Below are 22,096 nucleotides of genomic sequence, written 5' to 3'. Positions count from 1 at the left end.
GGCTACGCTGCAGGCTTCGAGCGAATGCTCGTGCGGTCCGGGATCAGGACCGGGCTTGGCAAAGGCACGAGAAACAGTCCGCCTCCTGCCTCGAACGCGCTCTGCTGCTCACGGATTTCGCGGAAGAAGTTCCACGCCAGAACAAGGAGTACATCGGGCCTGTCTTCTACCAATGCTTCGGGCGGGCGGATCGGGATCTTCATTCCAGGGGAATAAAGCCCCTGCTTGAGCGGGTTGCGATCAACGAGATAGTCGAGTGTTTCAGGACCGATCTTGAAGAAATTCAAAAGGGTGTTGCCTTTAGCAGGCGCGCCATAGCCGGCAATCCGCAGCCCCTGAGCCTTCATATCCGCCAACATGGTCGTCAGGTCATCCCGAACGCTCTCGATCCGGTCGGAAAAAGCCTGATAGGTGGCCATGGAACACATTCCGGCCTCCCGCTCCTCGGTCAACATCTCTGCGACGACCGCTTCGACGATGGCAGCCCGCTTCAGGAAGACCCGCATCGACCCGCCGTGCACGCCGAGGCGGTGTACGTCGACAACCGTCAGGTCGAACAACGCGCCGAGTTTGACCAGCGACAGAAGGCTGAATTCCGAGACATGTTCGTGATAGATCGTGTCGAACTCATTCTTCTCCAGAAGGTCCTTCGCCCAAGGGACCTCAATGACGAAGACGCCGTCATCGGCGAGCCAGTGGGCGACCCCTCTCATGAAATCGTGGAGGTCGCCTATGTGGTTGAAGGTGTTTGTCGTGACGATCGCTTTTGCGCGGCCGTGCTTGTCTGCCAGTCCTTGTGCTGCGGCGGCGGAGAAGTATCCGACCTCTACCTCGACACCGCGCGACCGGGCGATTTCGGCCAGATTGGCGGCAGGGTCCACGCCAAGGGTGGTGCCGCCAAGTGTATTGCAGGCGGAAAGCAACAGGCCGTCATTGCAGCCGATATCAACGATCAACCCGGTGCCGGCTTGCTGCTTCAATATCTCGGCGAGCTCCGCGAAATGACCGTGCATGCTCGTCGCGCTAGAGGGCATGTAAAGGTAGTGCTCGAAAAACCCATCCGGAACTTGATCGGCCACCTGTATCAGCCCGCACCCCAGGCACACCTGGGAGTTCAGCGGATCGGCGGGATGATCCTTTGCGATGTCTTCGGCGCGCACGAAGCCGTTGGCCGGTGGGTGATCACCCATTGGCAGGAAGAGATACGGCTTGGAGGCAAGGCAGGCGCGGCACCGTGTGAGCAAAGCCATTCGTCAAACTCCCATTTGAGCCGGGCGGACAGGAGCCACCCCTGCTACCGGATGCGTGGTTGAGAAGCGTTTCGTGAATTCGCGGAAGCATTCATGGACATAATCCAGTTGTTCGGCCGTGAGGCCGTGATGGCAGGCGAGCAATACTCCTCCGCGCATCACGTCGTCGGCCACCGGATAGCCACTCGCCTCTACCCGGTGCTCGACATTGACCATGGCGGGTTGACGCAGGATGTTTCCGGTGAAGACAGGGCGCGTCTGAATGTTTTTCGTTTCAAGGAATATTTGCATCTCGCGCCGGCTGAAGGGCGCCTCGCGCCTGACTGTCAGAGGAAAGGCAAGCCAGCCGGTGCGCGATCCCGGTAGCTGTCGGGGAAGTACAAACCAGTCTTCATAGGCTTTAAAGAATGCATACTGGGCCGCGAAATTGCGCTCACGCGCCGCTATGTTCTGCTCCAGCCGGTTGAGTTGAACCAGCCCGAATGCCGCGCCCAATTCCGACGGTTCGATGTTGAATCCCATTTCCTCGAACACGAATTTGGCATCATATTCAAAGTCATCAAGCTTAACATTGAAGCGGTTCTCGATCGTCTCGGATTCAACGAAAAGCGAGGAAGTCCGCCCCCATGAACGCAGGAGCAGCGCGCGGCGGGCGAGAACATCGTCATTGACGCAAAGCATGCCGCCATTGCCGGCGGCCGTGATCACATGTGAGCCGTAGAAACTGGTCGTGCTGATGTCTGAGTGGGTTCCAGTACTGATGCCATCGATCGTGGCGCCGAGAGTGTCTGCGCTGTCCTCGATGACGATGAGCTTATGTGCTTTCGCGATGGAGCTGATGCGGTCCCAATCAGGCAGGTTCCCAATCAGCGAGGGGATCATCACCGCCCGTGTTCTGGGTGAGATGGCACGCTCGATAGCGTTGACATCGATGTTGTAGGTGCCTTCGGCTGCATCGACGAAGACTGGGACGAGGCCCTTCCGCACGATCGGAGCGACGGTCGTTGCGAAAGTGAGGGCAGGCGTGATCACCTCTGCACCAGGCGGAAGGTCGAGCAGTTCGATCGCTAGATAATTCGCGGAGGATCCAGAGTTCACCATAATGCCGTGCCGTTTGGAGAAGAGTGTGGCGACGCGCTGCTCCATCTGCCGCACCCGTTCACCCATCTGGGTAGAGGAACGCAGGACCTCCAAGACAGCGGCGATTTCGTCCTCGCCGTGGACGGATTGGCCATAATTCACGCGCATGCGGCGGCCTCCTTGCGATCACCTTGCGCGGGCTGTCCTTCATCGGTCATGGTCCAACGCGCGGCATAATCGTTGATCTGTTGATGTGAGAACGCTCGTATCCGAGACGGTTCCTGATTGAATGTGCGATACCATTCGACGGTCATCGCGACCGCGTCATCAAGGCGCAGCAAAGGCTTCCAGCCAAGCCCAACCCGCGATTTCGTGCTGTCCAGCCGTAGCACGACCGATTCCGGCGGTTCGTCTTCCTGACGGTCCACCACATAGCGGGGGCACTCTCCCCGCCATTTCGTGACGACCAGGCTGGCGAGTGTGCCGACATTGACGTCGGCATCGGCATCGGGGCCGAAGTTCCATGCGTCCGCGACGCGGTGACCGTCATTGAGGAGGCGGGCGCCAAGCATCAGATAGCCGCGGATGGGCTCGAGAACATGTTGCCAGGGTCGTATATTGGCCGGGTTGCGAATACGCGTGGGTACGCCGGTGCTTGCCGAGCGAGCGAGGTCGGCAACCAGCCGGTCGACGCCCCAATCTCCCCCGCCGATCACATTGCCCGCGCGCACCGTCGCAAGCTGAGGGCCGCCGATAATATTGAAGAAGGAGGCGCGGTAGGCGGCGGCAATCAGTTCCGCACAACCTTTGGAAGAGCTGTAGGGGTCCCGGCCCCCCATCGGGTCGTTCTCGCGATAAGGCCACATCCATTCCCGGTTTTCGTAGCACTTGTCGCTCGTGACGACGATTATGCCTCGCAGCGACGGCATCCGGCGTGCCGTTTCCAGGACCACGGCGGTGCCCACGGCGTTGGTCAAATAGGTATCGACAGGCGCTTCGTAGGAGGTGCGCACGATCGCCTGGGCGGCCATGTGAATGACAAGGTCGAAATCGAGCCCGCCGATAGCCTCGCGCAAACCGTCTTCCGTGCGGATATCGCCGATGCGGCTGTCGACAAGATCTTCGATGCCGACGGCGGTGCAGAAGGATGGCGTTGTCGGCGGCAGTGCGACCCCCACGACAGTTGCGCCGAGGCGCCTTAGCCAAAGAGACAGCCAGCCACCCTTGAAGCCGGTGTGACCGGTAACGAGCACACGGCGGCCCCGGAACGCTTCCATGAGGCGGATTTCACCCAGAGTTGCGTTCATTGCCGGCAATCTCGAGCATCGGGGTTGGAGTGTGCGGCTGCGAAGCATCGCCATTCTCGAATTGCAGCCATGGAGGCTCGCCGGTTTCGCACAGCCCATCCAGGACGTCGCGATCGCGAACCGTATCCATCGGATGCCAAAAACCTCTGTGCTTGTAGGCAAAGAGCTCGCCATCCAAGGCCAGATTCGTCAGTGGCGACTTCTCGAGCGGTTCGCTCGGACCTGGGATGTAGTCGAGAACACCGGGCTCGAAGACGAAGAAGCCGCCATTGATCCAGGTCTCGTGCTTGCGGACCTTTTCGGTGAACTGGACGACCTGTCCGCCCTCGATTTCCAGATTTCCGAAGCGCGCGGGCGGCTGCACGGCCGTCACCGTCGCCAATCGACCGTGTGAACGGTGGAAATTCAGAAGCGCTTCCAGGTCGATATTGCCCAGGCCATCGGAATAGGTGACCATAAACGTGTCGCGGTCGAGCCAGTTGCGGAGATTCAACAGGCGGCCGCCGGTCATGGTCGGAACACCGGTATCAACAACCGAGACGTTCCAATCCAGTGGTCGGGTCGGCCTCAGGATCATCGAGCCATTTCCGAGCGCTACCGTGAAGTCCGCGGTGGACAGGTGGAAATTGTGAAAGAAGCTCTTGATCAGCATGCATTTGTAGCCGCCCGCTACGACGAAATCGCGGAAGCCCCAATGACTGTAGATATCCATGACATGCAGGATGATCGGGCGGCCACCGACTTCCACCATCGGCTTCGGGATCCGGTGCGTCTCCTCGGCCAGTCGAGAGCCGAGACCTCCTGCCAGAAGTACCACTTTCATGACGGCCTCGCATGTGTCTGCCTGAATGAAAGTCAGGCGCCAACTCGGTTTGCCCTTGTTCAAGAGGGCATGACTAAAACGGGCGTGACTGATGCCATATTTCTATCCGCCCCCAAGCCATTCGCGCTCGTGGTAATTCTTAAGTAAAAAGTGGTATATCTGTCATAGAAATTCTATTGTATGATTTTGAAGTCTTTCGATTATTGCGCGTCTCATGTTGGGAAAGTCTAGGTGATGTCATGAAAATCCGCAAGGAATGCAGTCGTCAGGTAAAGCCCTGTCTACCTGTCAGGGTTAGCGCCGACTGATTTTCGAACACCTTGCGGCTACTCGGAAGGCGGATTGTTGTTGGTATGGCCGGCGTCCACATATCGGGCTGCGCCGGTCCGATAATATGGGGCGGCTTTCGACAGTGGTCCGACCGGACCGCCCCATGGTTACAGGATTTGAGGTACCGCCGTGCATAAGCCGGTCAAGCATAGAGACGAGACGAGTTCGGCGCTGCTGACTGGCGTGCTAGCGACGATTTCCGCTTATCTGGTCGTTTCTCTTGCCATTCGGATTATGAATTATGATCTGCGGCGCGACGAAGAGCTTTATGTTCCACCCGTGCGCCTGCTGGATGAGCACAGGCTTTACGAAGATTTCTTCTATAACCACGTTCCGGGTTCCGCCTGGTGGTTCTATGCCATTCGGCAAATCACCGGATCCGATTACCTGTTGCTGAACGGCCGCCTCGGTGTTCTGCTGGGGTGGCTCATCTTCGCTGCGGCGATCGGATTGGTCAGCTTTGCCTTGACGCGCTCGCGCCTGGTCAGCTGGTGCATCGTGGTCCTATCCCTTCTCAACCCTTTGTTCCTCACAGAGACCGGAATGACGGCGACGAACAATCTGCTGCCACTGCCATTCTCGTTCCTTGGTATCGGCCTCTTCATACTGGGTATGCGTCACGACCGTGCACAGCCTGTTGTGATAGGCTTGGCAGGACTTTTCCTGTCGATCGCAACGGTGCTGAAGATCAGTGCGGTGGCGTTCATTCCGCCGGTCGTCCTCGCGGCCTTGTTCCTCCCGTACCCGTTGAGATTCCGGCAACGCGTCAAGCGGGTCGTTCTGCCTTTGGCGGTGGGTGGGCTGGTCGGCGGGCTGCCCATTCTGTTCTATCTCGTCTCGGACTCGGCACGGTTTCTCGCCCATGTGGTGGGCTATCACACGGGGCCGCATGTCCGCTATTGGCAGGGTGGAGGCGAGGGCGCAGCGATATCGCTGGCAGAAAAATTGCTGCTTGCCTACGACATCTGGCTGAGCAGCGCTATTGCCGTCTCGCTTGCGGTCATCCTGGCCTTGGCCCTTACAGGCGTGCAGTGGAGAAGGGCGCTTGGGCGTCCCGGCTGGCAACTGCCTCTCCGCCCCCTCATCGTCATTTTTGCGGCGGTCGCATTCAGCGCCTTCTTGAGCTTCGTCCCTACGCCAGCATTTCCGCAATATTTTGCCCCACCGCTTATATGTCTGCCGCTGGCGTTGGCGGTGCTGTTTGCCGGGCTCGATCCTGATGCGCGGAAACAGGCGTTGCCCGCGATTGTCGCTGCGACGATCGTCGTGCTGGCGATCGGCGTTCCGCGACTTTCCCAATTCATGGGTGTGGCCGTTCATCCGGAACACTGGCTCGTAAGTCGCGTTCACAAAAGCGGTGTGGCCATCGCGCAGCTTCTTGACGAAGCCGGCGTCGAGGGAAAGGTGGCCACGCTGTTGCCCCTTTATCCGCTGGAAGGCGGTCTCGAGGTCTATCCCGAACTGGCGACCGGCCCCTTCGCCTATCGCACCGCCGACATTACGCCGCCCGAACTCGCCCGGTTCTATCGTATGACCTCGCCCACGACAGTCGGGCAGATTCTCGATGCCGACCCGCCGGCGGCGCTGCTTCTGGGCTTCGATGCCGATCTCGAAGCGTCGTTGTTGGCCTATGCCGAGCGCAACGGGTATGCCCGGGTCGAGGATATCGGTATCACGAACCGATACGGTAGTGGCGTTCTGTATGTCCGCCGGGTGCAAGGGGAGCGACCGGGCGCAAGCGCGTTGCCCGAGTAATCACAGCATCCCATTGTGCCAGCACGTTGGCCGTGGAATACCGCGCAGCGACGGCGGGACCGGCGATCGCCAGTTTGCGCCTGAGAGCTGCGTCCGCGACAAGCCAGCGTATCGCGTTGCCCAGTTGGGCGATGTCGCCGCGCGGGACGAGCATCCCCGCTTCATTCTTCAGAATGTCCGAAGGTCCCCACGGGCAGTCGAATGCGATGGTGGGCATCCCGCCCGCCAGCGCCTCCAACAGGACGTTGGGGAAACCCTCAAAGCGCGAACTCAGAACGAAGATATCCCCCATGGAAATCCACCCAGCCGGAGAAGGCGTCACGCCGGGCATGCTCACGCGCCCGCACAACCCGAGATCGCGCGCCCGCCGCTCGAGCGACTCTCGCTCCGGTCCTTCGCCGAAGATGGTCAAAGTGGTGGCTGCAAAGTCATCTGCAACCAGCCGGAAAGCCTCAAGCAGGAGGTCGAACCCCTTCTGCTTGTCCAGCCGTCCCGCCGCCACTACCCTGATTTTCTCGTCAAGAACGCGGGGGAGTGCCTGCGGGAGGATGACTGGATTGGGTATCACCACCGCCTGGGGCCTCAGTGCTGCAGGTAGGGCTGCACGGGCGTCTTCGGTTTGCATGACAAGGCAGGTGGCTTTGCGCACGGCGATCGGCTCTATCAAGCGCCAGAGGGGATTCTTGCTTTGCAGGAGGAAATTGTTGCGCTCGGACATTACGACGGGTGTCCCAAGTCCGAGCGTGGCCAGGCCCACCAGGGCATTGACCTTCGTCAGGAACGTTATCACGAGGTCGGGATCGAGGGTCCGCAGGCTCCGGCGAAGCCGCAGCACTTGCAGCCCCGCCGCCGCAAGAGAGCCGGTCCGTCGCCCGCGCAGGATCTCGATCCCGATCTGAGGCGCATAGGGGAAATAGGACTGCGTGTCCGGGGCATTGATGGCGAGGACGCTAACCGCATCACCCTGGTCGCTGCGGTGGTGCGCAAGCAGGTTCACGATCTTTTCCGTGCCGCCGGCGGTGAGACCCGATAGGACGAATGCGATCTTCACGAAGACCCCGTTGTATTTATCTTCGGCCTCTGGTCTGCCTGGCCGGAAATCAAAGGCGGCTGCTGCCGGCGCTGGCCTAAGCGACGTTCATCCAGCCATGCGTTATCGCGAAGCGGACGATCTGCGCCCGGGAGTGCAGGTTCAGCTTTTCGGCGGCGCGCGCCTTGTATGTTTCGATCGATTTGACGCTGACCTTGGTCTGCCAGGCGATCTCCTTGTTCGCGTATCCCAGCGCCACCATGCGCAGCACTTCCTGTTCGCGCGCGGTGAGCCCCAGATTGTCTCCGGATTTCGACAGCGCCAAACTCTGCTCCGTCGACGACGTCATTTCGTATGTGGTCGGCGGATCGAGAAAGAGCCCGCCCAGCATCGCCGAGCGTATGGCGAGGAGGAGGTTCTGTCCTGCAGACCGTTTCTGGACAAAGCCCTTCACGCCAACCCGAAGCGCCTGTTGGACGTAGGTACGCTCTTCATAAAGGGTCATCATGACAATGTGTGACTGGCACCCATTGTTGAGAAGCTGCTCGGCAAGAACCAGACCGTTGATGTCGGGAAGTGACACGTCCATGATGACGACATCCGGTTCGATCTCTTCGATAAGAGTGGTGGCTTCTTTTCCGGTGCGGGCCTCTCCGACGGAAACGATGTCTGGCGATGCGTCGATCAGGGCGCGCGCGCCGGCAAGAACCACCGGATGGTCGTCGACGAGGAAGGTGCGAATTGGTTCTGCGGCCATCATAGCCCCCCTAATGCGTAGTTTGTGCCTTCCCGATAGGGATATTGACGTGCAGGCCCGTACCCCTCCGTGGAAGACGGCGGATTTCCAATTCTCCTCCGACTTCAGCCAAGCGCTCACACATTCCCGCGATGCCGTTGGGTCCTCTGGCGCTTCGGCGTCCCATTGTCGGCATCACCCGTGGGCTGGGTCCGTCATCTTCGATACGTAAGTGAAGTGAATAGGCGCCCAGGCGGAGTCCGACCTCTACCCGTGACGCGCCCCGAGCATGCTTGGCGACATTGGTCAGCGCTTCCTGAACGACCCGGTATGCCACCTCCGCCGTGGCATCGCTCGGTTCGGCGCCGCTTTCCACCTTACATTTGAAAACAATGCGGATCCCTGTTTCGTGCTCCCAATCTCGGAGGAGTTTTTCGAGTGCAGGAATGAGTTCGTTGCCCTGGGGCACTCCGCAGCGTTCACCCGCCGCGATTGCTTTGAGCTCTTCTCCGAACTGCGCGAGGATGGAGCGAAGTTCGACAAGTGAAGAGCGCAAGGAGGGGTCTGCAAAGCGATACTCCATGGCCGCAAGGCGAAGCATCATGCCTACGAGCTGTTGCCCTGCATGATCATGGATGTCGCGTGCGATGCGAAGGCGTTCCTGCTCGATGGCACGCCGAACGGCGGCATGCCGGTCGGAATGAGTTGAGAGCCCGTCTCGAAATCCGACCGGGTTGGCCTGACGGGGCTTTTCCGCGTCCGCGGCGCCAAGCATCCTGCCCATATCCCCAGATTGGCTGAGATCCTTTTCTTGCCGATTGCAAGAATCCTTGACCTGCGTTCCGCCGCCGAGTTTCGAGTCGGCCGGCGAGCAGGTCCGGCTTTTGCCTTGTGCCAACTGGAATTGCCTGACGAATTCTTCGGAATCTGCGCCGTTCGGGCGAGATTTGTCGGCGCATGTTCTAGGGGAATGACGCATGGTTTCTGCCCCTCCGGTCGCAGTGCCCTAGCTGTCAGGAAAACTACACCTGTGGCCTGATGACTGCCATTGCCTATTAGGCGACGGATGGTAGGCAATAATGGGTACCGCAGATCGGAGTGCCACGCCATTTGGAAGTACACGTCGCTTTAATACTTGAATAATTTCGTCGAGGTTTCTCCGGGTTTGCGGTTTTCTTCGGGTTTTTTTCGAAATATCCGCGTTTTGAGCTGCCTGCCGCTCCCTTGGGGGCCATGACAGGCCGCCTTGCATCCGTAGAGACAACGCCACCCCTGTAGGGTCTGTGCGGTCTCGTCAGGTTTTTAATCCTCCTAAGCGCCGGTGGCTCGGGTTATCTTGTCCAGGCTGCGCTCGGGCGAACGGGATGGCGAGGGCGTTGTGCGGGGTGAACGAAGACGGGTAACTCCTTCGACGATATGGGCGTCCAGTCTGCCGTATTTGTCTCGTGCGCATCACCGAATTCGGGGCGCATACGAATGAATATGCATATCATCACGAATTACGAGGCGAATGCCGGAGCGGAGACGATGCTGTCGAGGCTGTTGCGAGTCTCTGCCGAAGGTACGCTCGTGGCATCGCTGTTCGAGGTGTCGGAACGCAATCGCCTTCTCGCTGGGGAAGGGGCACGCTGTGAAGCGCTCAGGATAGGCTCGATCGGAAGGGCCGTAACAGGTCTCGGCGACCTGGCGCATCTAATCGTCCGCGAACAGCCGCGCGTGATCGTGTGCTGGATGTATCACGCGATGATTGCGGGTGTGCTGGCGCAAAAGCTGTCGCGTCGACCGGTGCCGGTCTTCTGGAACGTCCGCCAGTCGCTCGACGATCCTGATGTTCTTTCCCGCAGCACGCGCGCCGCCTTGGCCGCGGCACGCTATCTGTCGCATCTGCCGGCCGGCATTATCTACAATTCTTCACGTGCCCTCGAACAGCACCGCCAATATGGGTTTGCCAACCGCAATGTGAGCGTTATCCCAAACGGCTTCGACGCTGTCGCGCAACTGCCACCGGTTGGACGATCGCCAAAGATTGTGGGTATCGCGGCACGCCTCCACCCGCAAAAGGACCATGAAACCTTTTTTCGAGCAGCGGCCATTATATCGCAAAAGCGGCCGGACGTTCGGTTCATGGCTGTTGGTGCCGGGCTCCACGAAAGCAATGCCGCGATCCGCAAAATGATGGCTGCTTCAGGACTTCCAGCCAGTTCCATCGTGCTGATGGGCGAAACCGACGACATGGACAGCTTCTACCGGGCGATCGATCTTCTGGTCCTGTCGTCTCGTACAGAAGGCTTCCCCAACGTCGTTGCCGAGGCGATGAGCTATGGCAAGCCGGTGGTTACGACCGATGTGGGTGATGCGGCGATGGTGGTCGGCGAGACGGGTGAAGTGGTTCCTCCAGGCAATCCGAAGGCTCTCGCCGAGGGAATGGATAACATGCTCGGGCTCAGTCGCGAAGCGTATGCCGCCAGGTCGGAGGCTGCTCGGCACCGGGTGGGGAAGTACTTCTCGCTGGCGGCGGTTTCACATCGTTACGATACGTTTCTTGGCCTTGCTGCCTAGCCACACCGGGGTATGAGAGTTCGCAAATGGTGATGTTGACAGCCAGACGTTACTTTTCCGACGAGGGGGGCGTGGATCCGGAGGCGGAATGCGCGTTCTTTTCCAGCCTCAGAATGCGAAACGGCACTTTCAAACTAACGCGGCCGTCGCGTTTTGCTGCGGTCGAAGAGGGGATAAGGCCGATCATTCGAGAACGGGCCGGCAGCATTCGCCAGGTGCTCGATGTTGGAACTTCGAGCGGTCTGACTACGGTCGAACTGGCGGATTTCCTGCAGGCTGAAGGCGGCTCGCCCCGCGTGATCGGTACCGATCTGTTTATCGAGGCCCATCTTGTTGAAGTCTCACCGCGACTGCATGTGTTGGCGGACGATGAGGGATGGCCACTGCAATACGAGCTGGCCAGCCGACCCCTGCGCGCCTGGATACGACGGTTGGACTATTTCACTCTGACCTTCGTACCGCTGCTCGTTGGGCGCGCAGTGCTGCGCAGCCGGCTGTACCGGAAGATCGCAGAAGGGCGCAGCATCCCCGTGCGGATGCAATGTCGTGCGCTCGCCGACCGGAATATCAGGCTCGTCGAGAACGACATACTGGTGGCGACGCCGGAATTCACCGGGCAATTCGATCTCGTCCGCGCGGCCAACATTCTCAATCTGGGCTATTTCCGGACTGGTCAAATCCGTACCGCGATCGCAAATATTCTTTCTTACTGCCGTGGACCCGGCAGCCTGCTGCTGGTGGTACGGACCCACGGGCAGCACCATCATGGCTCCTTGTTCGAACTTCAGGAACGCGGACAGGTCGCGGTGCGAATGCGGATAGGCGAGGGCTCTGAAATCGAGTCGTTGATTCTTGGCCACACCGCTTACGGAGGACGCCGGCGATGAGCGCAAAGGGCGGTCCTTTCTACGCTAAAATTCTGGCCGCGGTCGCCGGGTTCGGCCTTCTTTCGAGTTTCATTTTCTATACTGTCGACCTCTCGATGGCCGGGCTCTCGCAGTTGGCCGAGCGCGCCTTCGGTATTTCCACAGGCGCGACGAACGGGGTTGCCCATCTTGCTCCCAGATTGCCGGATGGCAGGCAGCGGGCTTTTCCGACCGCCGAAGGCTTCGGCGCTGCCGCCAAGGGTGGGCGCGGCGGGAAGGTGATCTTCGTTACCAGTCTTGAGGAAAAGGGCGAAGGCACACTGCGGGCCTGTATCGATGGGGCGGGCCCGCGAACATGCGTATTTCGCGTTAGCGGCACCATCACGCTGGAGGAGCAGTCGCTGGTGGTTCGCAACCCGTATCTGACGATCGCGGGAGAGACCGCACCCGGCGGGGGGATTGCCATCCGTAACGGGCCGCTGCAATTGCGACCTTCCCTGGAGGTGCTGGCCCATGACGTCATTATCCGGCATGTCCGCCTGCGTCCCGGGCCACATAAGGAAAAAGCCTGCTGCTCAGGCGCTCTTGGCTTTTACGGCAAGGATGCGAGGGACATCATCGTCGACCACATTTCGGCAAGCTGGGGATCGGACGAAACCATTGATTCACAAGATGCCACCAACGTCACGGTCCAGTGGAGCATCATATCCGAGCCGTTGCTCGACGGCGGGCCCGGCAAGCGCAACCGCGCGCGCAACATGCTGATGACAAGGGGCGGCAACCTCAGCATACACCACAATCTTTTTGCGCTTGGCCAGTTTCGTAGTCCGCAGATTCATATGAGCGAGCCTGGAGCCGTTGCGGAGGTGGTCAACAACGTCCTTTATTCGCCCGTCTGGCAATACGCGATCGGGTTGAGCGACCGACTGGCTCCTGTCCAGGCAAACGTCATCGGCAACTACAAGATCGCCGGGACCCGAAAGATCGAGGACCACCTCCTTCACCTCTTTGAAGAGGGAGACGGTGAGTTCGCAGTCCATGTCTCCGGAAATATCGACGAAACCTACCGCCTGGAAGCAGGAATGGCCGAGGACCTGGTGCTTGATGAGGATCTGCGCGGTTACGTTGTTTCCAGACCGTTCACGACACCGGGCGTGCGCGCCAGTTCAGCGCGCGAGGCCTATGACGATGTGCTCGTCGGCGCCGGGGCAACCCAACCGGCTCGCGATGCTGTCGATTTGAGGATAATCGACGCAGTCCGCACGCGGTCCGGAACTCTGCTGGAATCCAATCCCGAAAAGGTTGGCGGATGGCCCACGCTTGTCTCGGCTCCTCCACCGCCTGATGCAGACCGTGACGGAATGGCGGATGTCTGGGAGCGCTCGGTCGGTCTGGCCCCTGGCGATCCCGGCGATGGCCAACTTGACCTCGACAGTGACGGCTGGACCAACCTGGAGGAGTATCTCCATGAGCTTGCAGGTGACGGCGTCGGTATGGGGCGGGCGGAGCTCACCGCTGATCGGCAGTATGACCGGCCCCACGCCCGTGCCGACCCGACCTAGGTCTTCAGCGCGGCTTCCCTCCGATCGAGGGATGCCGCGGCTTGGGAGGGCCGAAGTTGAGAAAAGCGACGGCCGGAGCGATCGACAGTAGGACCGGAACCGCCCAGAAACGTCCGTAAACATGCGGGGCAGCGTTGATAAGAATGGCAAAGAGAGTGACGGCGGAGAAGCCGCATACGGCCGCGTGCCGGCCTTCACGCCGACGCCGTGCCATCAGCACCGGAATGGCGGCTCCCGACAGCATGATGAGGAAACCGATCATCGCCGGAAGACCTCCCTCATTCCAAACGAGCAGGTAGAGGTTATGGACCGGGTTTCCATACGCGCTGATCTCTCGATACTGGTCGGCACCATGACCAAGCAGCAGTGCCTCTCCGCCGAGACGGATCGCTTCTTCGTTCAGCATCATCCGGTCAGCGAATGTACCGGCCTCGCTGAGGTCTCCACTTTCAAGGCCGATGAGGACGCGCTTCCTGAACACAGCCGGCAGCGCGTCCCGAACTGCCGGTATAGCGAGCGAGCTCCACATGGCGGCAAGGCTGGCCGCTCCGATGAGAATGCTCTTCGGCGTGAGTGTGAAAAGACTAAAGACGCCCAATCCGAACAGCATGCCGTAGAGCGCCGTATTCGAGCCAGTCAACATGACGCCGTAACCGAGAAGGATCAGGACGGGTATCGCGACGACTGTCTTCATCAGCCGCATCGCCGTCATAGACAGCACCATCGGGGCGGTCAGGGCGAGCAAGGCTCCGCATTCGTTTTCCCGTTCGACGAATCCCTGCAGCCGACCGCTGCCGCTGACGAAGATGGTGTTTGTTTCCCCGACAATGTTGACGACATAGATGCCGTGTATGACCATAACCGTCATGGACGCCACGAACACTTTCATCAAAGTGCCGGTCTGGTCCCATGGACGCGCCAGGAGAACGATGGGCAGCAGGAAGTAGGCGAACAGGTACTGCAGAGACAGGATCAGTCCGCGGTCCACCGCGCCTGCAAGCAGGCTGCTGGCCAGCAACGCACCGATCATCAACACAAGACCGAAGACCCAGAAAGCCGTGCCCGGGCCGAGCGGCTTCAACCGGATGGTTCCGTTGAGCGCCATGGTGGCGAGGCAGAGACAAGCGAAAGCGTCGCTGAGCGTAAAATAGAACGCTGGCAATTTCAGCACGTTCATGGGCGCGAGGAATACAACCGCGCAGGCGAGCGCGAATTCCAGCTTGCGCGCGGCAGACACCGGGGCAGGCATCGCCCGCGGCAACGGTGTCTGCGGCCAGGGACGGATCTGCTCCATGATTGCCGGCTCAAGATGTTCTTTGGCAATATGTCATATGATATCTGCAATAACAGATTAAGTCAAATTAATTACTGTTATAAATTCAATAATTATAAGATACTTACATAGTAACTTGTTTCCGATGCAGGCGAAATATGAACAAGTCAACCGCTACAAAAGATTTAGGTATAAACATAGACATGCTTGATCCGGACAACTCGGGTCAGGCTTCCGGCGTAATAGGAATGCGCGATACCCTGCATCTGATAATACGAAGGAAGTACTTCATACTCACATTTGTCCTTGTGGCCTCCGTGCTGCTGATTGCCGCCGTCATGTCGATGGCCAATACCTATACCGCCGCCGCTACCCTGGTGCTGGAACGCAATGATACCAGAATGCTGGAGGCGGTCACGCAGTTGGAAAGCGAGCAGCGCGATCGCAGTGCAATCGAGACGGAAATGGACATCATTTCCTCCCGGGTGTTTATCGGTCGCGTGGTGGATGCTGCCAATCTGGTCGAGCACCCGTGGTTCAACACCTATCTGCGCGCGCAAGGCGACGACGCGCCGACCACCCTTCAGGGGCGCATCATGGGTGCGGCCAAGGCGGTTCTGGCGAACGTGCTTCCTTTCGACATTTTAGCAGAGCAAGAAGCACTACCCAGTGAATCCGTGCAGCGCGACCGCGCGATCTCGTCGCTGGTTTCCCGGATGAGGGTGTCGAGAAGCGGCGAGAGCTTTGCCGTGACCGTGCGTGTGAGCAGTCCGTCGCCCGAGCTTTCAGCGATGCTGGTCAACACTGTTGCAAACGTCTATGTCGAGTGGTCGCGCGATCTCAAGAAGCAGGCCATGGCAGACGCGGTGTCGTTCCTGCGCGAGCGTGCGGATAAGATCGCGACCCAGATCGCGGAGAGCGAGCGCGCAATCGCAGAGTTCAGCCGCGTTAACGCTCTTTCTTCCGACGAACGTGACGACCTGCTGCGCAAGCGCATAGATGAAATGAGCACGCAGCTTACCGCCGCGCGCGTGGAACTGGCATCGGTTCGCGCGCGCCAGGAGCAGGCACGTGGCGTGCTCGCCGGCTCCCGGACGGCCGAGGGAACGGTACTGGATTCGGCCCTGCTGAACACCCTGCGTAGCGAAAGAGCTACCCTGGTACGCGAACGCGCGCAATATGCCGCCAATCTCGGCGCCAACCATCCGCAAGTTATCGATGCCGATGCCGAACTGAGAAGCGTCGACGTCATGATAGACCAGGAACACCAGCGCATCTTGGACGATCTGTCGGGTGAAGAGAAGATCACCAGCAATCGGATTCGGCAACTCGAAGCCCAGATATCACAAATGCAGGAAACGGTCCGCAAGCGCTCTCTGGCGGAGATCAGGTTGCGCGTCCTGGAGCGGGAACTTGTTGCCGATCAAAAGATGCATGACCTAGTGGTTGCACGCCTTGGCGATCTCGATCCTTTTTCCGAGATCATGAAGCCGAGCGCGCGGGTCGTCTCTGTCGCCGAGGTTCCGACCAAGCCCTCTTTTCCGCAGAAGGGTCGAATATTGGCTGGCGGGATCGGCGGTGCGGCGGTTCTGTCACTCATTCTGGCCCTGCTGCTTGAAGCGGGAGACACGCGGATTCGATCAGGGCAGCGCATCCGCCAGGTCGTTCAGCTTCCCAACCTGGCGAATGTACCGATGGTAACGCGCGGCTGGCTCAGGCGAAGGATGCCGGTGCCGCGCGGGCTTATGGGACGCCCGCGTTCGATCCAGGCAGAGGCGTTTCGATCCCTGTATCTGGCCTGTCGCGCACAACTGGCCATTGCCAAGCCCGTTGTCCTTATGACGGCGCCGTTGCCCGGCGATGGGGTGAGCACGGTTGCGCTCGGCCTGGCCTGCTCCGCAGCCCGCGACGGTCTGAAGACGGTCTACGTCGATTTCGACCCCCGCGTATCGAACTCGCTTTCCGGTAGAGCCGACCCCGGTGGAGCCGACGTGCCGGCCACGCTGGAGGAAGGCCCCAGCCTCACCAATGCCATCCGTCCGGTCTCTGATGTCGATGGACTGGATCGGTTGGATGCAGCGAGGCTAGATTGCGGCATGGTCAGGGCGCTGATGCGATCAAAGGACATGGAGCGTCTAATCGACGAGCTGCGCCTCGCCTACGACTTGGTCGTGATCGACTGCGCGCCGGTTCTGGTGACCGAGGATGCCAATTGGATGTCGCCGCTGGTCGACGCCGTGCTGCTGGTGACGCGGTTCGATCGTACCAGCGAGCAGGAACTTGCGAGCGCGGTGTCGCGCCTGCGCCTGAACCGGGCACCGCTGCTCGGCACTGTGCTCAACGGTGTGGATCCGCGCCTGCAGACGGGCGGCGATTTGCTGGGGGCGATGAGCTATCCACGACAGGCGAGGGCGTATCTTGGCAGATAGTTTCGACACATGTCCTATGGATGGAAGGATGCCGGCGCGGCGATGCGTCGACATTGAGGAGACCCATCCTTTCCAGGAGGAGACGGTTCACGGCATCTACGTCGAACCGTTCGCGGGCCATTTCGAAAGAGCGCCGACCCATTTGCCGAGCCGTAAGAGGATCGTCGATGAAGCGTTCCATCGCTGCGGCGAGTTCGGCCGGATCGCGCGGCGGCACGATGAGACCGTTCCTGCCGTGGACGACCGTGTCCCGGCAACCCGGCGTATCGGCGGTTATGATGGCGCGTCCCGTCGCCATGGCCTCGAGAATGCTGCGCGGAATGCCCTCGCGATAGTAGGAAGGCAGAACAAACACGGTGCAGTTGGCGAGGAAGGGACGGACGTCGTCCGTCTCCCCAAGATAGTCGATCATCCCTTCCGCCGCCCAGCGGTCAATCTCCTGCCGCGTGATGGCAAGCGGACCGGGGTCGAAACGCCCGAGGATTTGAAAACGCGCATTCGGATGCCGTGCGCGCAATCGCCGTGCGGCCTCGACGAACTCGAGAATTCCCTTGTGGCGGAGAAGCCGCGCCACCATCAGGAAAACGGGACCGCCGGCCGGCACCGCCGCGGGGCGGAAGCGGTCGAGGTCGATACCGGATCCGGGTACGGGCACGATGCGCGTGAAGTCATCGACCATCCTGCCGGCGCGGATATCGTCGCTGTCGGCCTCGTTGTAGACGAACACGCGGCCATGCCCTTGCAATGCCACGCGGTAGAGCCAGGTGGCGACGGCGCGGATGAGCGGCAGGCGAGGATTTTTGATATCCTCACTGAAAATATAGCCAAGTCCGGTGACCAGCGCGTGACGCTGCTTTACGCCGGCCAGCCGCGCCGCAATGAGCCCGTAAATGATGGGCTTCATCGTGTAGCAAAGAACGACGTCCGGCGAGAACCGGCGAAGGGTCGTCCAGAGCGCGGCCAGCGTCCTCACATCCGCCACGGGGTTCAGGCCGGCCCGGGCCATGGGAATCGGCTCGAAAGCGACGCCTATGTCAGCCAGGGCCTCGATCGTCGGTGCATGGCGCTCAGGGCCCAGCGCCACCACCTCGTGCCCATTGTCGACCAGGGCTTGGAGGAGCTTGAGCCGGAAATTGGCGAGCGAGACGGTATAGCTGCAGATGACCGCAATCTTGCACCGTTTTGTCGCCGCTCGGGGAGAGGCGGATTCCACGAACTGATCCATGAAATGTTCTCCAGAGATGAAACGAGCCGGGTGGATCCCATGCGGCAACTTACCTGCCGTCAGTTTTGCGACGGCGGAGAGGATGTAAAGTCATATCTTTGGAGTAGTTGGACTGGAAATATCTTGGGCCGACAAAGAATCGAAAGTGGAGAGCGCTATGATGTTTTGTAGCAAGTCCCTGTTTATTGCGCCGCGCCTTCTCCTTTTCAACGTCTTGGTCCTTTGGATCGGCAGCGCGGCGGCGGGCCCAGTCGACAAAGTCGATTACGCTCTTGCTCCCGGTGACCTGCTGAAGTTCGACATCCTGGACGACGACAAGGACCCGATCGAACTGCCGATCGCGCCGGACGGTTCGATCCAGGTGCCCTTTGTCGGCGCTGTGCCGGTAGCCGGGCTGGCGGTTTCCGATGCGCGGAAGGAGCTGGTGCGACGCTATTCCGATCATCAGATCTTTGTCGTGCCGAAGCTGGCGCTGTCTGTGGCTGCGTATCGTCCGGTCTATGTGACGGGCGATGTGCGCCAGCCGGGTGCCTATGATTTCAAGCCGGAAATTACCGTGGAGAAGGCTATAGCCCTTGCCGGCGGCCAGCTGACCGCCACAGCCACTGACGATCCCGTTCTTGCTCGTGCGCGCATGCGCGGCGAGCTTGAAGAGATCGAGACCGGCATTATCGGCGCGGCATTGTCATTCGCCAGGTTGACTGCCCAGCTTGCCGGTCGGGACGTTATTATCGACGAGGATATTCCCGAAATAGCACGACCCTCCGTCACTGGGCCCGTTGCGGCTTCCCTACGCGAGGTCGAGCTGCGGATTCTAAGGGCTGGCAATGAAAGCTTTGCCGCGCAGGAAGAGGTTCTGACGGCGAACCTGGAAGATGCGAAAGACGAGATCGCCTTGCTCGAGGAACTTGCGCGGAAGGTGGAACGAGCCGTGGAACTGACGCATGCCGATCTGGAACGCGCGCGCGAACTCCAGCGGCGCGGCGTTCAGACGTTGAGCGAGGTCTCCAATATAGAGCGTCAGGTGGCCACGGAAGAGGTCCGGCAGCTTCAGGTTCTGTCGGACCTTTCGGCGGCCAGAAGAAATGTCGGGACTCTGAAGAGCAGGCTCGCGGACTTGATGCAGCAACGGCGCGTCGGCGCTCTGGTCGACCTGCAGACCCAGAACACCAATCTCGCCACCGCCATCGCCGCTCGCCGGGCGGCGGCGGAACAACTCGCTCTTCTTTCCAGCATGACGGCGGAGGAGTTGGCGAACAACAAGGAAATCGTCCTCGACATCAAGATCCGCCGACAAACCGACAACGGCCTCGCGGAACTGCCCGTCGTTGCTACGACGCCTGTCGCGCCCGGTGATCTGATCGAGGTGAGAATGGTTGGGGGAAGCGCGGGATCGACCGCCGCAACGCTGCCGCGGAACGATAGTGCTTCGCGCAACGATGCAGGGGTGTACTCTGCCGTGAGACCTAACCTGGCCAGCAGGTAGGAGAAGGTTGGAGCCGGACGTGACGGAAACGGCCGAAATCGACAAGCAGTCAGCCGCCACCGTCTCTCAGACGAGTGCGGTGTGGGGACAGCGCATCGCCGCATCGATAGTGCTGGCGATGGTCGCGATACCGGCCGTGGTGACGGCGGCCCTGGTTTGGATCTCTGTCGGACGGCCGCTCCTGTTTCGCCAAGTCCGGTCCGGTGTCGGCGGGCGCGCTTTCACCCTCATCAAGTTTCGCACGATGCACGACCTGCGCGATGCCGAGGGCGAGCTTCTGCCCGATTGCATGCGCGAAACAGCGATAACACGTCTCATTCGCCGTTTGCGTCTCGACGAGATTCCGCAACTGCTGGCGATCCTCAACGGCGACATGAACTTCATCGGTCCGCGTCCGCTTCCGCCTCGCATCGTCGCATCGTTCGGTCACTTTGGAAGCGTGCGGAACGAGGTGCGCCCGGGTCTGACCGGCTGGGCGCAGGTGAACGGCAACACGCGCCTTTCGGATGCCGACAAGCTGGCGCTCGACATCTGGTATATCGACAATCATTCGGCGGCGCTCGACGCCTGGATCATTCTTCTCACGGTGGTGACCGTGCTGCGCGGTGAACGCATTCGCAATAAGCCCCTTGCGCTGGCGCGAGAAAGGCTGGCCGTGCGGTTGGCCACCGCCGTTCAAGGTGGTGTGGCAGCTGGGGGAGGGGGAGCATGAAAACGGCGTTCGTCGGAGCGGTCGAGGGGTCTGCGATCGCATTGGAGGCGCTTGCAGGCGCGGGTCTGGCGCCGCGGCTCGTCGTGACATTGCCGCCGGATGCGGCGCATCGGCATTCCGACTATGTGGATCTTGCCCCTCTGGCCAGGAAATGCGGCAGCGAGCTTCTCTATACCAAGGATGTGAATGCACCGCCGGTGATCGAGGCGTTGCTCGGGGCGGAAATGGATCTTGCACTGGTGATCGGCTGGTCGCAGATCTGTGGCCCAGCTTTCCGTTCCAGCGCACGCCTCGGTGCCGTGGGTTTCCATCCGGCCCCCCTGCCGCGCATGCGTGGGCGGGCGGTGATCCCCTGGACCATTCTTCTGGCAGAGACTACGACCGCGGCATCGTTGTTCTGGCTCGACGAGGGTGTCGATTCCGGTCCGCTTCTCCTTCAGGAAACGATCGAGGTGGCTGAGGATGAAACCGCCCGCACGCTCTACCTGAAGCAGACTGCCGCCTTGGCGCGGATGCTACCTGAAGCGGTGGAACTGGTCCGTACCGGAAATGCGCCACGGATCGAGCAGGATCATGCGCGGGCCACCTATTGCGCAAAACGGACACCGGAGGATGGGTTGATCGACTGGCGCCAACCGGCACAGTCAGCCCTCCGCCTCATCCGCGCCGCGGGTGATCCTTATCCCGGCGCCTTCACGGCCTATAACGCGCACAAGCTTGTCATCGATGCTGCCGAGCCATTCGCCGAATCCCGCCGTTTCATCGGTCTGCCTGGCCAAGTCGTAAGCGACACGCCTCAGGGCTTCGTCGTCCGCTGCGGCGATGGCGACTGCGTTCACATTACCTCCTGGAGGCTTGACGGGGCCGCCCGCAAGCCTCGCCTCCATTCGAAGCTGGGGATACATGCTCCATGACAGATCCGCTGGCGTTTGGGCGCACCTTGGTGGTTGCGCCGCATCCCGATGACGAAGTGCTCGGTACGGGCGGTACCATAGCAAGGCTCGCCCAGGCCGGAGAGGACGTGTTCGTGGCTGTTGTGACCTCCGGCCGTCCACCCAAGTTTTCATCGGCCCAGATCGCGGCGGTGCGGGGGGAAGCCGAGAGAGCGCATGCGTTGCTCGGCGTGCGCGCGACATACTGGCTCGATTTTCCGGCTGCCGGTCTTTCCGATACACCTCATTCGGAGCTCAATTCGGCGCTGCAAGAACTCTTCGCGAAGCTGCGGCCGACGACCGTGATCCTGCCGTTCCCGGGCGATATACACGTCGACCACCAGTTGACCTTCTCCTCTGCCCTCGTGGCAGCCAGACCGCATCAGGCCGAATACCCCGTAACGATCCTCGCATATGAGACGCTGTCGGAAACCAACTGGAATGCTCCTTATCTGACACCGGGATTCCACCCCAACGTGTTCGTCGATATCAGCGAAACGCTTTCGCTGAAGCTGGAAGCGATGGACAGTTTCGGTACACAATTGAAGGCTTTCCCGCATGAGCGGTCCCCGGAAGCGCTAAGGGCGCTCGCCTTGCTGCGCGGCTCCACCATGCACATGGCTGCCGCCGAGGCCTTCGTGCTGGTCCGCCACGTCGTTCAATGCGCAAAAACAGAAGCTGCCGGAGGGATTTAACTGACACGGTTCGGACTCCGCGTGCCTTTGCAGCGCGTGCCGATCG

Annotated in this window: 18 protein-coding genes; 9 read left to right on the top strand and 9 right to left on the bottom strand. The window is 60.5% G+C overall.

Features of this window, described 5'->3' with window-relative positions; genetic code table 11:
- Nucleotides 1-2: 2 nt before the first annotated feature.
- Genes N1058_RS14800 through rfbF form a run of 4 tightly spaced genes read right to left on the bottom strand, consistent with a single transcriptional unit; the run spans nt 3 to nt 4,460 of the window.
- Entirely contained in the window at nt 3-1,250 is a 1,248-nt protein-coding gene (locus N1058_RS14800) for a class I SAM-dependent methyltransferase (RefSeq protein ID WP_265518365.1), read from the bottom strand.
- Between the two features lie 3 nt (nt 1,251-1,253).
- Entirely contained in the window at nt 1,254-2,498 is a 1,245-nt protein-coding gene (locus tag N1058_RS14795; RefSeq protein WP_265518363.1) for a DegT/DnrJ/EryC1/StrS family aminotransferase, read from the bottom strand.
- Complete coding sequence (gene rfbG, locus N1058_RS14790; RefSeq protein WP_265518362.1) at nt 2,489-3,637, bottom strand: CDP-glucose 4,6-dehydratase; 1,149 nt, start codon at nt 3,635-3,637, stop codon at nt 2,489-2,491. Before rfbG ends, N1058_RS14795 begins: the two co-directional genes overlap by 10 nt.
- Nucleotides 3,618-4,460: a glucose-1-phosphate cytidylyltransferase gene (gene rfbF / locus N1058_RS14785; protein WP_265518361.1), complete on the bottom strand. Its 843-nt coding sequence runs from the start codon at nt 4,458-4,460 to the stop codon at nt 3,618-3,620. Before rfbF ends, rfbG begins: the two co-directional genes overlap by 20 nt.
- Nucleotides 4,461-4,919: 459 nt before the next feature.
- Here rfbF and N1058_RS14780 point away from each other — a divergent pair, with 459 nt between their 5' ends.
- A complete protein-coding gene (locus N1058_RS14780) occupies nt 4,920-6,545 on the top strand; it encodes a hypothetical protein (protein WP_265518360.1) in 1,626 nt (541 codons plus the stop codon).
- On the opposite strand, the gene N1058_RS24135 is transcribed toward N1058_RS14780, so the two are convergent.
- From N1058_RS24135 to N1058_RS14765, 3 genes are all read right to left on the bottom strand, one after another.
- The gene (locus N1058_RS24135) at nt 6,463-7,596 is read right to left on the bottom strand and encodes a glycosyltransferase family 4 protein (RefSeq protein WP_265518359.1); all 1,134 of its coding nucleotides are present in this window, start codon (nt 7,594-7,596) and stop codon (nt 6,463-6,465) included. The two genes, N1058_RS14780 and N1058_RS24135, sit on opposite strands and share 83 nt — an antisense overlap.
- A 76-nt stretch (nt 7,597-7,672) precedes the next feature.
- Nucleotides 7,673-8,332, bottom strand: coding sequence for a response regulator (locus tag N1058_RS14770; RefSeq protein WP_265518358.1), 660 nt, complete (start codon nt 8,330-8,332; stop codon nt 7,673-7,675).
- A gap of 10 nt (nt 8,333-8,342) precedes the next feature.
- Nucleotides 8,343-9,290 carry a sensor histidine kinase gene (locus N1058_RS14765; RefSeq protein WP_265518357.1) on the bottom strand — a complete coding sequence of 316 codons (948 nt, stop codon included), beginning with the start codon at nt 9,288-9,290 and terminating at the stop codon, nt 8,343-8,345.
- Nucleotides 9,291-9,787: 497 nt separating this feature from the next.
- Between N1058_RS14765 and N1058_RS14760 the strand changes: the two genes are divergently transcribed.
- Genes N1058_RS14760 through N1058_RS14750 form a run of 3 tightly spaced genes read left to right on the top strand, consistent with a single transcriptional unit; the run spans nt 9,788 to nt 13,298 of the window.
- Entirely contained in the window at nt 9,788-10,870 is a 1,083-nt protein-coding gene (locus tag N1058_RS14760) for a glycosyltransferase (RefSeq protein WP_265518356.1), read from the top strand.
- Between the two features lie 26 nt (nt 10,871-10,896).
- Entirely contained in the window at nt 10,897-11,757 is an 861-nt protein-coding gene (locus tag N1058_RS14755) for an ATP-binding protein (RefSeq protein WP_265518355.1), read from the top strand.
- A complete protein-coding gene (locus N1058_RS14750; RefSeq protein WP_265518353.1) occupies nt 11,754-13,298 on the top strand; it encodes a pectate lyase in 1,545 nt (514 codons plus the stop codon). Before N1058_RS14755 ends, N1058_RS14750 begins: the two co-directional genes overlap by 4 nt.
- Nucleotides 13,299-13,302: 4 nt before the next feature.
- Here the strand turns inward: N1058_RS14750 and N1058_RS14745 are convergent, their stop codons facing one another.
- Nucleotides 13,303-14,592, bottom strand: a complete 1,290-nt coding sequence (locus N1058_RS14745) for an O-antigen ligase family protein (protein ID WP_265518352.1) — start codon at nt 14,590-14,592, stop codon at nt 13,303-13,305.
- A 137-nt stretch (nt 14,593-14,729) separates the two neighbouring features.
- On the opposite strand from N1058_RS14745, the gene N1058_RS14740 reads away from it, so the two are divergent.
- Nucleotides 14,730-17,000: a GumC family protein gene (locus tag N1058_RS14740; protein WP_265518351.1), complete on the top strand. Its 2,271-nt coding sequence runs from the start codon at nt 14,730-14,732 to the stop codon at nt 16,998-17,000.
- On the opposite strand, the gene N1058_RS14735 is transcribed toward N1058_RS14740, so the two are convergent.
- Nucleotides 16,909-18,225, bottom strand: coding sequence for a glycosyltransferase family 4 protein (locus tag N1058_RS14735; protein ID WP_265518350.1), 1,317 nt, complete (start codon nt 18,223-18,225; stop codon nt 16,909-16,911). The genes N1058_RS14740 and N1058_RS14735 overlap by 92 nt on opposite strands.
- 157 nt (nt 18,226-18,382) lie before the next feature.
- Between N1058_RS14735 and N1058_RS14730 the strand changes: the two genes are divergently transcribed.
- The 4 genes from N1058_RS14730 to N1058_RS14715 are packed head-to-tail and all read left to right on the top strand — an operon-like array spanning nt 18,383 to nt 22,050.
- A complete protein-coding gene (locus tag N1058_RS14730) occupies nt 18,383-19,711 on the top strand; it encodes a polysaccharide biosynthesis/export family protein (RefSeq protein WP_265518349.1) in 1,329 nt (442 codons plus the stop codon).
- A gap of 19 nt (nt 19,712-19,730) precedes the next feature.
- Complete coding sequence (locus tag N1058_RS14725) at nt 19,731-20,423, top strand: sugar transferase (RefSeq protein ID WP_265518348.1); 693 nt, start codon at nt 19,731-19,733, stop codon at nt 20,421-20,423.
- Nucleotides 20,420-21,337 (top strand): methionyl-tRNA formyltransferase, encoded by a 918-nt coding sequence (locus tag N1058_RS14720; RefSeq protein ID WP_265518347.1) that lies wholly within the window; start codon nt 20,420-20,422, stop codon nt 21,335-21,337. Before N1058_RS14725 ends, N1058_RS14720 begins: the two co-directional genes overlap by 4 nt.
- Nucleotides 21,334-22,050, top strand: a complete 717-nt coding sequence (locus tag N1058_RS14715) for a PIG-L deacetylase family protein (protein WP_265518346.1) — start codon at nt 21,334-21,336, stop codon at nt 22,048-22,050. The genes N1058_RS14720 and N1058_RS14715 overlap by 4 nt, the downstream gene beginning before the upstream one ends.
- Nucleotides 22,051-22,096: the final 46 nt, after the last annotated feature.

The organism is Nitratireductor luteus (genome assembly GCF_026162365.1).
GTDB classification, from domain to species: Bacteria; Pseudomonadota; Alphaproteobacteria; order Rhizobiales; family Rhizobiaceae; genus Chelativorans; species Chelativorans luteus.
This window is presented reverse-complemented; position numbering and strand designations above follow the sequence as displayed.